The organism is Pseudomonas sp. F007 (genome assembly GCF_057814275.1).
This window is the reverse complement of the sequence record NZ_JBVATA010000009.1, coordinates 363,683-376,082: the sequence shown is the minus strand read 5'-3', so window position 1 is coordinate 376,082 and position 12,400 is coordinate 363,683. Positions and strand designations below refer to the sequence as shown.

The window sequence follows — 12,400 nt, the reverse complement described above, 5'->3', positions numbered from 1 at the left end:
ATTGGCCAAAACAGCAGGCCAATGATGTTATTAAGCCGCTACTGCATAAGGCTGATCTCCGCCGGTACCGGCCCGGGTCGATGGCCGTGTTCCTCACTGTTGACCACCGGTGTGACGAGCGCTTGCTGGCGTTCGGTTTCGTCCTGGAGAAAACGCAGGATGGCCACGGTCGCGTTGTCGTCCAGGCGCAGGTTGGGCATCGAGATCCGGTCATACTCCTCATACAATTTCAGTGCCAACGGATCCTTCTCGGCGAGCATGCGGTCCGGTTCCTTGATCCAGCGTCGCAGCCAGACCGGGTCGCGTTGCTGGGTCACGCCGATCAGATCCGGGCCGATATTGCGCATGCCGATCCCCTGGCCATCCTGCGGGCCGAGGCTATGGCAGGAGGCGCAGCGCGTGCGAAACAGTTCCTCGCCATTGCTTGGCGGACGCAGCACCGGGGCATCGGCATAACTTTGTTCGGTGCTGGCGTGCTTCCAGTTCTGCAGGGTGTTGGCCAACTGATCGGCGAGAATCCACGGATTTTCGAACGGCGAGGCCTTCATCCAGCGCCCGCTGGCCTGGTTGCCGACGATCAGGCTGAGGTTGTGGTCCTTGGTGCGACCGTTGTCGACGCCCTCGATGAACAGCCCGAGCTTGCGCCGCAGATCGGCGATCTCCTGGAAGTCCCCGGTGAGGAACTGCCAACCCGGGCCGACTTTGAATTTTTCCGCGTACTGCTTGAGTACCGCGGGTGTGTCGCTCAGTGGGTCGATGCTGATGGAGTAGAAGAACACGTCCTTGCCGACCCGATCGCCGAGCAGTTTCTGCACCTGGCGCAACCGTGCGGTTTCCAGCGGACAGGAGTCGCCACAGCCGGTGAAGATGAAGTTGATCACCACCACCTTGTCCTTGATCAGGTCATCGAAAAAGCGCATGGGCTGACCGTCCTGGTTGGTCAGCACCGTATTGGGAAAATAGTCGGCGCCCCAGGGCGTCGCAGACGCTTCGACAGGGGTCGCCTCGTCGCTGGCCCAGAGCCCCCCGCCACTCAACAGGCAGGCCACGGCGGTCAGGATCAACAGGCTCGTGCGGGGGGGTGGACGGGTCATGGTCAGGTCCTCGACAGGTTATTTTTTCACGGCCACTTGTGGGCCCTTGCCGTCACCGCTGCGGAAGGTCGGCAGCGCGGCAGAGTTCACATAGCGCACGCCATCCCAGCTCGGCAGCGGCGTTGGCATCAACTGGAATTGCCCGGGGTGTTCAATGTCCCAACGCAGCAGCATGGAGTTGTCCTCGTGCTGGGTGTTGTGACAGTGCTCCATGTAGGTCCCGGCAAATTCGCGGAAGTTGATCGCCATTTCGACGTTGTCCAGCCCATCGGCTTCCGAACCGATGCGATAGACGTCCTTGCGTGCCCACTTTTCCCACTCTGGCGGCGCCTTGCCGCCGCGGCTGAGGATGATGCCTTCCTCGAAGTGCACGTGAACCGGATGGCTCCAGCCCGTGCCGCCGGCCTTGATGTTCCACACCTCCAGGGTGCCGAAACCGTTGACCCCGGCATCGGTGGGGCCACTGGCCAGTTGCGTCGAGGCGTTGAGCCGGCGTGGATCCATGTGATAGCCGAAACCGCCATCGGTTTTCACCGTCCAGGGTGCTTCATCGGTGCCATCGGAGCGGCCGAAGACGAACGTGCGGTGCCGAGCATTGGCCAGCAGGGCCTGGTCAGCCGGGTTGTCGCGGTGGATCTTCAGCGGGATCATCACCTTGCCTTCGGCCTTGCCTGGTTTGGCCGGTTCGTAGGCTGCCGGATCCATGGCCAGGTCTTGTCCAGTGTAGGCCTTGACGTTAAGTTGCAGGACTTTGCCTACCGCCGGATCACCCTTGTCCCACTGCGGGCCCTTGCTGGTCTGTTTGATCACTGCCAGGTATTTTTCCGACAGCACATCGCCCAGGGGGATGACCTCCTTCGGCCCCTTGCCGTCGTCCTGGGCCTGCAGGTTGACCACGAACAGCTTGTCCCCTGGCTTGATGCCGTTTTTCGCGAAGTTGACGATGATGTCGAACCGCTCGGCGATGCCCTGGGTCGGCAGGATCGCGTTGTGATTCTGCTTATCGCCATCGGCGTCGAGGTCCATGCTGCCGTCGAATGGCACGCTGTGTTCCATGATGTTGCCGTCGTTGGCAATCATGTGGAACGGCACCCGGCTGTAGGACAGCCCGGAGTTTTTCGGCCCCTGGAACTCGCCGCTACTGCCCTTGATTTCGCGCACGATCGCCAGCTTGAAGTAGCGCGACACCGAGCCATTGAGGATACGGAAGCGGTAGCTGCGCGCCCGCACATCCAGGGTCGGTTTGTATTGCCAGTTGACCAGCACCTGGTCACCGATAAAGCCGTCGGTATTGAACGGGTTGAACCACAGTTGGCCGTTCTGATCCCAGGCCTTGTCGGCGAACAGCAGGTTGATGTCGTAGTCGCGGTTACCCCACGCCAGCGCATTGCCGCTGGGGAATCGCAGGTTGACGCCGTCGTCCACCGACTCGTTGCCGCGGTCCAGGGCGCTGTAGTAGTTCATCATCGCCGCGTTGCCCTTGTAGACGTTCTGCGCGGTGAAATCGAGCATGTGGTCGTGGAACCAGTGGGTGCTCATGGTCTCGCGATAATCGCCACGAATCTTGATGGTGCCGTGGTCGCAGGTCTTGCGCCCGGGGTTGGCGTCGTTGACCCACAGGGTTTCACCCGGCGAGCAAGGGAACGCCGCGCGCGGGTCCTGGGCGCTGGTGTTGATGCTGTCATAACCGGCCAGTTGTACCGGCCAACGGTAGTCGTAGTACTGCCCGGGGAAAAAGAACGAGTTGGCATAGCCGTCACTCTCGGCCGGGTTGTGGCCGTTGTGTTCATGGGTGGAAATGGTGTGCAGGCCGAAGCCGGCGTTGGCCGAGGGATCGATCGGCAAGCCGTTGTAGTGACGCATCATCACCGGCTGGCCGTAGCGCACCATCAGCAACTTGGGCGGCAAGGTGCCATCGAAGGTCCACACCGAGTTGTGGTTCTGCACTGGCATCTTGGGGTGGATCCGTGGGTCGACACCCTTGGCCGTGCCATCGGTGGCAGGTACGCCGGCCACGTTGTGATACAGCCCGCCCGGGCCGAACTCGCCCAGCGCGTAGCCGTGCATCTGCCGCGCATCGCGCAGGCCACGGTTGACGCGGATCCCGGTTTGCACGGTCTTGTAGGCCGCTTGCGGGTAGAACTCGTTCCAGCGCTGATGGGACCAGCCCTTTCCTGGCGGCCGGCCTTCGGCGGAGGAGCCGATGTGGCGATTGAGGAAGTACTCGATCTGTGCCTGCCACGGGTTGCGGTCGACCGTGTTCGACACCTGGCTGGGGAATGGCGTCAGGCCTGGCTGACGCAGAAAGGCGTCCAGTTCGGCACTGGGTGGCCCACTGCGAGCGGCGCTGACGGGGTCCTGCTCCGGTGCCGGGCCGATGGCCGCCACTGGAAAGCCCAAGGGTGCGGCCGGGGTGGTGGGGTCGAGTTTTTCCGGGCCGAATTCCTCGAACAGCAGCAGTTGCTGGGTAAACGGCAAGGCGCCGAACAGCGGGCTGGGCTTGCCGTTGGTGGGGTAGTTGAAACTGGTCTGCGCCGCCGGCGGCAGCACGTTTTCCACCCGCAGATCGGTCTTGGTCCCTTTGACGTAATTGGGCAAATCGAAGGAGTCTTCGTTGGCCTCGGGCATCGTCAGGATACTGCTGAGCGCCGACGGTTCGTCGGCCGGCTCGTCCTGGTAGGCCGACGGATCGGAAGCCTCGGGTTGATTCTCGTCATCGATGGGGCTGGCCTGAAGCTCGAAGGAACCCACAGCCAACGCCACGCAGACGCTCAACGGCGTCAACAGGCCCATCCACTTGAAAGGGTGCCGCGTATTTCTAGTCATTGCCAACCACCTCGAGTTTTTTGGAGAGGTAATGGCTATGAGCAATTACCTCGCCACTCTCGAGATGGCATTTTGCGAAAGTATTAACACCCAAAAAAACAAGATGTTACAAATTATGTCAAAAGATCACAGCCGGTAAAAACCGGGGGATGACACCCGTTAGCGGGGAAAGTTCACACCCGTTCCCCGGGGGCAGCCTTGAAATCCAGGCGCACCGAAGTGCCCTCGCCTTCACTGCTGTCCAGGCTCACGCTGCCGCCAAAACGCTCCATGATGCGCTTGACCAACACCAGGCCGACCCCCAGCCCACCTTGTTTGGTGGTGAAGAACGGGCGAAATGCCATGCTGCGCTGCTCCTCGTTCATGCCCTTGCCGGTGTCGCTGATCACCAGGCTTACCCGCTGCCCTTCCTCCTGCACGCTGACGCTGAGCGTGCCATCGGGGCCCATGGCTTCCAGGGCATTGGCGATCAGGCTGTTGAGAATCTGCGTGAGCTGCACCTGCTGATTGAGCACCAGCGGCGCGCTCTGCGGGGTGAACAGCACCTGTGTGCGAGAACGGGCGATCTGTTGTTCGAACGCCGCCAGGCTGTCATGGATGCTCGCCACCAGATTGACCGCCTCGGCATCGTCGGTCAGCGGCCGCAACGATTGCAGCAACTCGCGTACCCACTTCGACATGCGATCGACCTGGGCAATGATGTCATTGATGTTCTTGTGCGCCGCGCCGTCGTCGAACTCCAGCGCCAGTTCGGCACTGGAGCGAATGGTCGCCAACGGGTTGCGCAGGCTGTGGGCCACGGCCGAGGACATTTCCCCCAGCGCCACGAAGGTCTCGTTGGTCACCAATTGGCGCTGCTGCTGCGCCAGCAGCATCGCTGCCCGCCGCACGATCCAGTACAGCCCCAGGTAAATCAACCCGCCCCCCAGCGCCGTGGCCAGCCAGATCAGCACCAGCCCGCGCTCGATCCGATTGATCAGGTCCTTGGGTTCCTTGTAGATCTCGACCATCGCCGAGACGTTCTTGCCATCGACATCGAACAGCGGAATGTAGTTTTCGATAAACAGGAAATCCGGTGGATTGAGGAATTTCTGCTCCAGGCGCGTGCGATCCACGTCGTGATAACTGGCCGAGACCGGCACCTTGTTATCGAAGGCGTAATCGAGGTCTTCATCGGTATGAATCCGCGTGCCGATCAGCTCCGGATTGGTCGACCAGATCACCGTGCGGTCGGGGGCGTAAATGTTCGCCAGCAGCACATCGGGCAGGTGCGCGACATGATCGAGGAATTCGCCCCTGGCCGCCGCACGGGCCAAGGGATCAACGTCGGGAAATTGATGATCCTGACGCGGATCGAGCAACTCGCCCATGGTCCGCACATTGGCAATCGAGACATGCCGCACTTCGGCTGAAGCAATCGCCTGGATGAATTGCGCGGTCAGCAGGGCATCGCGCTGGACGCTTTCGGTGATCACAAAACGCGTGGAGACCGCACCGAGTCCGACCGCCACCGTGCCGATGATGCCCAGGCTGACAAAGGAGAACCAACGCAGCAGATTGAAGGCCACGCGAGGCGTCCCCGAGCCCGCGCCCTGTGCTTTTCGCCGGCTGATTCTTAGAGGCATATTCATCCAGTTGGCTTCCCGCTCCGGGCTCCGGCACCCGTATATGGGTTATAGCGCACCGCCATGGTTTTGCCCGGTGGCGGGCGATGTTTAACCGCCGAACCGCCCGCCCCCAACGCCCCGTCATCCCCAAACCTGGGGGTAAACGCCCTTCCCGACTGACCATAGCGCATCGCAACCAAAGGCCTTAACCGCTCTGGAACAAGCATTACAGCGCTATTTATGGAGATTGGCATGGGAGTTGCCGAAGACCCTGCAACTCGAACTGAGCCACTGAGCCCATCCCCCACCGGTTCACAGCCGATGGGTCTGGCCAGGTCTCCAGGAGCTTGCCATGAAACCGCTGACCCTCACCGCGCTCTGCCTGTCGTTGCTCCTGAACCTGCCAGGTTCGGGTGCATGGGCCGACGATCTGATGGACAACGACGACCTGGCAGCCGCCACCGACCTGGGTGAACTGCCACCACCGGTTGGCCAGCAGGCGCTGATCAATCAGAACGGTCTGGGCAACCAGGCCAGCATTCAACAGAACGGCCAGTCACTGCTGGGCAACATCGTCCAGTCGGGTAGCAATCAGGAAGCCTGGATCCTGCAACAGGGCAACGACCTGATGGCCTTGATCACGCAACAGGGCTACGGCAACGCGGCCTCGATCACCCAGACCGGCAGCAGCAACCGGGCTCAGATTTCACAGAACGGCAGCAACAACAACGCAAGCATCGATCAGGCCGGTACGGGGCTGCAAAGCGCCGTGACGCAGTCGGGCAACGGTATGAGCGTTTCGGTTCAGCAGTATCGCTAGACCAGGCACTAAATCCCTTAGGAGGTAATACCATGTTCACTTTGAAACCCCTCAGCGCCGCGATCCTGATCGTCCTCAGCGCCCAGGCCATGGCCGCCAACAGTATTTCCTACCAGACCCAGGACGGTACTGAAAACATCGCCGATGTCCTGCAGATCCAGGCTTCGGCCAGCACCACCACCCAGAACCAGACCGGCACGGGCAACGATGTGGCCGCCAAGCAGCAACTGGCCAGCAGTACCATCGAGCAAACCCAGAACGGCGACTACAACGCCAGCTATGCCGAGCAGATCGACGACAACAACAGCACCATCAGCGTGACCCAGGAAGGCAGCTTCAACTCCGCCCATGCCAGCCAGTCGATCGGCGGCGGTGGCAACGAAGCCGTGCAGGAACAGAACGGCAGCGGCAACAACTCGTTGGTCTACCAGGAATGGCAATCGGACAGCAAGGGCACGACCCAGCAGCTCGGCGACAATAACGAAGCGAACATCGAACAGCTGGAGGACGGCGGCGCCCGGAACAGCGCCCTGGTGATCCAGACCGGTAACGGCAACTATGGCACCAGCGAGCACCTCAATCACCAGGACGGCCAGATCGAGATCCGTCAGACCGGCGATAACAACTATGCCTACAGCGATCAGCGCTATGGCGGCGGCAGTAAATCGAACGTCAACCAGAACGGTGATGGTCACGGCGTTGAAGTCTGGCAAGAGGGGCAGACCAACAGCCAGTCCACGATCAATCAATACGGCATCGCCAACGAAACCGGGATCGACCAGAGCTTTGGTGAAAACAACACCGCCCTGGTGGGCCAATCCGGTGATAGCAACGCCGTGTATGCCGACCAGTACGAGGCCAACCAGGCGAAACTGTCGATCTATCAGGATGGCACCTCCAACCTGCATTACACCTACCAGACCGGTGACAACCAGACTCTCAACGTGTCGTCCGTGGGCCAGGACAACAAGGTCTACGCCAGCAACTGGAAAGGCCCGCAATTGGGTGGCCAGTTCGGCAGCAACCAGACGGCCAATATCAGTCAGTCGGGCACCGGCAACACCGCCAACTTCACCCAGAAAGACAGCGGCCATGTGCTGAACCTCAACCAGAGCATGGACGGCAACACCGCCACCGTGGTCCAGGCCGATACCAACAACGAGCTGTGGTTCGACCAGAACGGCACCGACAACATCCTCATCGCCGATCAGCGCGGCATCAGCAACCTGGCCCAGGGCACCACCGCCGGCACCCGCAACAAAGTCGAACTCGACCAGTCCGGCGGCGACAACCAGGCCTTCACCACCCAGCTCTACGGTGAAGACAACAGCATCACCATCACCCAGACCGACAACCTTAACCTGGCCTACGTGACCCAGGGCGGCAACAACAACAGCGCCACCATCAACCAGAGCGGCACCTCGCAATACAGCAACGTGCAGCAGACCGGCGATGGCAACAAAGCCAATGTGGTGCAACAGTAAGGAGGATGCTTGCCAGGTTGTATCGAAGGCTTGAAACGAAAAAACCTGCGAGGGGGGCTTCGCAGGTTTTTTTTGTTTTTGGTTTAGCCGGACTTGCGGTTCTTCACCACAGGTTTGGCCTTAGCCCCCTCCTCCAGAAACACTTCGGTAGGCAAAGTGAAGCCCCGCAACTTGAGCAACTCCAACGGCCCAGTCCCCAGCTCGGTACGCAAATTCCAGGTCAGCTCCAGGTTGTCCGGCGCCTTGATTTGCACCCGCATCTGGCTGTCGCTGTCGTTCAACGGGGTGATGCGTGCGTGCTCCAGCAGGCGGATCAGGCCCCAGGTGCCTTCGTAGTCGGCGAACAGGCGTTCGCCGGTGTAGACGCTGGTCCACAGCAGGCGGCTGTCGGGGTGGCTGCTGGTGCCGGGCCAGGTAAAGCGCTGCCAGCGTTCGCGCTGGTTGAAGTAGTGGTGTTTTTCGCCGTTGAGGATGAAGGTGGTGTCGACGATGTCGCGCACGCCTTTGCCGCGCAGCTCGAAACTCAGGCCCAGGCCGCCGTCGGTGAAGAGCACGTCGGCGAGCTGGCTGAGTTGGTTGATCGCCGTGAGAAATTGCGGATTGAAACGCAGGCCCTGGCTGTGGCGGGTGTCGGCGACCCAGCGCTGACCTTCCTTGCGCAGCACGCCGCCGAGTTGCTGCTGGAGGAATTGCTCGAGGCGTCCGGAGTCAGTACGGATCATCTGCCCGAGCATCGGCAGCGAGGCGTCGCTGGTGGTGGCGGCGAAGGGATAGCGGCCGGCGAATGCGCTGTGCCATTCGTTGACGATCGAACGTTGCCACTGGCTGTTGAGGCCGGCGGCCGAGGGTTGCAGGACTCGCTGCCAGGCTTGTTCCAGCGGCTGCACGAATAGGGTCTGGCCGATGCCGTCCCACTCGGCGCCGAGGCTGGCGGCAAGGAGGCTGCCGTAGGACTGGGTGTCGGTGAGGTCGATGTTCTGGCCCTGGAACACGCTTTGCGCCAGCGCCTGGGTCATTTCCTGCGGGTTGGTCGCGTTGCTGACTTGCTGCAGTTTCAGGCGTACCCGGGTGACGCGATTGAGGAAGGCGGCGAGGCTCAGGCGGTCGGCGTTTTCGCTTTCTTTGCCGATCAAGGCCAGCAACGGGCCGAAGGTTTTGTCCAGGGGGCTGGTCGCTCCGGGTAGCTGTTGATCGATGGCTGCCACCGCATCCTGGGCGATGAGTTTTTGCGCCGACTTGACCAGCGATTCACTGAACGCCGGACCACGGGCACCGGCCTGGCCCTGATAGGCCAAGGTGTTCATCAACGCAATCAGCGGCGACTGGCGGGCGTCGCTCATCAGCGCCAACTGGTCGATCACCTCGCCCAGGCTTTTCACTTCTCGCCAGCGCAGGCCGTTGAGGAAGTCCAGCCAGGCGTTGGCGTAATCCTGGAAATAGCGCTCGGTGAGACGCTGGCGCAGTTGCTCGGGGGTCAACTCGGCGGCGATTTCGTGATGCTGGTCGCTGAGCACCCAGTCGATTTCCTCGCGGCGCTGCTCGGCAATCGCGTTGATGGCTTGGCGCACCTGGCCTTCCCAGGCCTGACGGGTGAAGACCCCGGGGACTTCCGCGCGGCTGGAGAACAAGGCCGAGGCGTCGGTGTCGCCGACCATCTGCGCCAGGCGCAGGGCCGGCGCCTGGGTGGCGGCATCGGCCAGGACTTTTTCATAGAGGCTGGCTTCGGCGTTGCGCTGGCCGAGTTGGCTGAGCAGCACTTGCCGGGCTTGCGCGACCAGCTTGGGGTCGGCTTCGATGCGCCAGTCTGGGTGAGCGGGCAGTTGCTCGGCGTAGAACTTCCAGAGCTCGGGGGTGAGTGCTTGCCAGAGGCCGGTCGAAATACCTTCGCGCTCGGTTTCGGCAGCAATGAGGGTCTTGGCGAGGAACGCGCTGTCGACCTTGTCCGGACGCGCCAGCATCAGGTAGGCCTTGAGCTGATCGTAGGCCTGGGCCGAGAGTTGGGTGCGTAGCGGGCTGTCAGCCGGTAGTTTGATCAGGCGCTTCAGCGCGGCTTGCAGATTGGCCGCCGCCGGGTCGCGCAACAGCCGTTGGTTGGCCTCGACGTAACGCGGCCAGAGGGCGTTGAGCAAGGCGTCGTTCTGGTTCAGGCCGAAGCGTTGGTACCAGGGTGTGCCGTTTGTGGCGCGGTAATCCAGGCGGTCGAGTTCGCGGGTGAGCTCGGAAAAGGCACGAAGCTGTGGGTCGCCCTGCTCCGCCGTTTGCAGGGTCGCGAGGGTGTTTTGCAGATGGGCAATCTGTGTGCGGTTGCTGGTAAATGAGAGCAGCATTCCGACGCTCCAGACCAGGGCCAGTCCCAAGGCCAACCGATACGCCATGCGCGTCGCCGGCCAGCCGAGGCGTCGACTGCGCCGCCTCTGTCCATCGAGAATCCCGGACCAGGCCGGCTCATGGGGCCAGTGGTGATTATTGGATTTTTCCCCGACAGGCAATGGGAGGCTGAACCACAGCCCACGCAATGGCAGGCTGCGGGCGTACATACCGAACAGCGGCGCCAGGGCATGCCGCCAACGAGCGATGCCTTCGACCTGTAACCCCCTGGATAGGCGCAGCAGGAAATCGTGTTTGAAGTCCATGCTCACTTCTGCCCAGCCTTCCTGGCGCAGCGGTTGGATCAACGTCTGCAACGCATCGTCGAGGGCTTGCGCGGTGGTTTTTTCTGGCAGCGCACAACCGACGGCCTGGGTCAGACGCATAGGTTGCGGCCATTGACTGTCGCACACCTGCCACACATGCAGCGGCAACGACCAACCCAGTTTTGTGGCCAACTCACCCAGACGTGCCACGCCGTGACTCAAGGTCTGTTGTTCTTGGCTTTGTGCAGGCGTCAGGGCCCAGACTACGCCGTCCAGGGCACGCCAGCGGGTGAGTTGCTGGCATAGCTCGATGACTGATCCGGGGAGCGGTTTCTGCACGCTACCGCCCCAGAGCAAGACGTTGTGTTCGCCGTGCAGCCAGTGGTCCTGGGACAGGTGCGGGGCGATGGCCTGGATTTGCTCGGGTTCGCCGATGACCAGGTACAGGCGGTTTTTTCGCCGCCAGAGTGAGCCGTGCTGGAAGCGTAGTTCGCCTATCATCTTTGACAGACTGGTTTGCGCAGTAGCCTTTAACACCGGCGGCGGGGTTGTCCGCGACGCCCCCACCAGCTTGCGGACTCCGTTCAAAAATATATGCCAAATCAATATCGCTATCACGAAACACAACGCCCACAGCGAAATAGCCTTGAGTGCCATTTCCCGCAATTGCGCGTCATCCAGTGGCTGTGCACCGCTCCACAACCACCAGGCCGTGTATCCCACGGCGACCGAAACGCCCAGGATCAGGGCCAGTAAAAGTACCGTTGCCAGCGGCGAAAATTTCGAAGCTTCAACTGATTCAGTCATTGGGTTTCACAACTCCAAGGGCAAGGGTGTAATGAGGATCGTTTGCCAGCCAGGCGCACGGCACTTGGTGCTGTTGGGCGTACCAGGCCGCCAGCGTCTGCACGACCATGGCCTGCAGACCTTCCAGAGCTCCAAAGTTGGCGTCTTGCAGGTGCTGCGAGGTGTTCCAGCCGCTGATTGAAAGATCGGCTACATGGGGCTGGATGAACGATGGGCAGGCGTCAGGTGGCGTTGTCAGCTCGCTCTGCTGCAACGCCCGATCGGCGACGACTTGGAGGGGCTCAGTGTCCACCTCGAACCATTCACCGCGAGACAAGCGCACCCCCTCTTCGGCACCCAATAACCAGAGCACCGCAGCTTCTCCAGCTGGCGACAGACTCTCCGGTTGCGCGACTGTGGACTGGCAACCGGCGCAGAGGATTCGGGCTCCCGCAGGCGCCACCTGCAGTTGGTCGATGATTGCATTCAAGCTGCGAAGGCCCAGCCAGGGCAGCGGTTTTTCCGGCAATTTCATGTGCGGAAAACAGCGTGCCATTTGTTCGACAAAGGCCTGCCAGGACTCCTGCGAGCCCTGCCAGTAACAACCTATGGGCTGCACCATCGGTTGCTCCGCGCGTTGTGCTTGCCATTGCAAGGCAAGCAGGATCGCCAGATTGCGCTCACGCTCAACGAAGTCACTGCCATGCACCTGCAGAAGACGAACAGTCTGTCCTTCGATGGTTTTCTCCGGCACCGGAGGCTGATGGTCCGAACTGAACAACCGGAGTCCGTGTTGCGCTGTGGTGCAGGCTGCTCCAAGCAACACCGCCTCGACCAAGCCGGCGGTCTGCCGATGATGCTCCCACCAGACTTCATGCTCCTGGGCTACCGCCATGGCATAACACTCGGCGTTATGCTGATTGAAACGAAACAACAGCAGGCGTATCAGCAAGGCCAGTATCAGCACCAGCAAGGCAGCGGCCACACTGACCAACATCGGAAGTGGTTCAACATAAGGCCGCAACAACACACTGGTGCTGCTCGACATCACCAGCAGGCCCGCTCCGACTGCCAGCCAGCGGGTATACGCGGGTGCCTGGGCGCTGGGGTACGGCGCGAAATCTGGAGCGCGATTCATGAGATCACCCAA

Annotated in this window: 7 protein-coding genes; 2 read left to right on the top strand and 5 right to left on the bottom strand. The window is 61.5% G+C overall.

Annotation, left to right across the window (positions count from 1 at the left end; all coding sequences use genetic code 11):
• Window positions 1-38: 38 nt before the first annotated feature.
• The 3 genes from ACZYR5_RS23825 to ACZYR5_RS23815 form a co-directional block, all read right to left on the bottom strand.
• Window positions 39-1,094, bottom strand: coding sequence for an SCO family protein (locus tag ACZYR5_RS23825; RefSeq protein WP_489091617.1), 1,056 nt, complete (start codon window positions 1,092-1,094; stop codon window positions 39-41).
• A gap of 18 nt (window positions 1,095-1,112) precedes the next feature.
• On the bottom strand, window positions 1,113-3,920 hold the full coding sequence (locus ACZYR5_RS23820; RefSeq protein ID WP_489091618.1) for a multicopper oxidase domain-containing protein: 2,808 nt from the start codon (window positions 3,918-3,920) through the stop codon (window positions 1,113-1,115).
• A 173-nt stretch (window positions 3,921-4,093) separates the two neighbouring features.
• Complete coding sequence (locus ACZYR5_RS23815) at window positions 4,094-5,545, bottom strand: sensor histidine kinase (RefSeq protein WP_489091891.1); 1,452 nt, start codon at window positions 5,543-5,545, stop codon at window positions 4,094-4,096.
• 334 nt (window positions 5,546-5,879) lie between these two features.
• Here ACZYR5_RS23815 and ACZYR5_RS23810 point away from each other — a divergent pair, with 334 nt between their 5' ends.
• A complete protein-coding gene (locus ACZYR5_RS23810) occupies window positions 5,880-6,347 on the top strand; it encodes a curlin (protein WP_489091619.1) in 468 nt (155 codons plus the stop codon).
• 32 nt (window positions 6,348-6,379) lie between these two features.
• Window positions 6,380-7,831: a curlin gene (locus tag ACZYR5_RS23805; protein WP_489091620.1), complete on the top strand. Its 1,452-nt coding sequence runs from the start codon at window positions 6,380-6,382 to the stop codon at window positions 7,829-7,831.
• 83 nt (window positions 7,832-7,914) lie between these two features.
• Here the strand turns inward: ACZYR5_RS23805 and ACZYR5_RS23800 are convergent, their stop codons facing one another.
• Both ACZYR5_RS23800 and ACZYR5_RS23795 read right to left on the bottom strand, forming a co-directional pair.
• Window positions 7,915-11,271: an ImcF-related family protein gene (locus ACZYR5_RS23800; protein ID WP_489091621.1), complete on the bottom strand. Its 3,357-nt coding sequence runs from the start codon at window positions 11,269-11,271 to the stop codon at window positions 7,915-7,917.
• Window positions 11,264-12,280 (bottom strand): hypothetical protein, encoded by a 1,017-nt coding sequence (locus ACZYR5_RS23795; RefSeq protein ID WP_489105780.1) that lies wholly within the window; start codon window positions 12,278-12,280, stop codon window positions 11,264-11,266. Before ACZYR5_RS23795 ends, ACZYR5_RS23800 begins: the two co-directional genes overlap by 8 nt.
• Window positions 12,281-12,400: the final 120 nt, after the last annotated feature.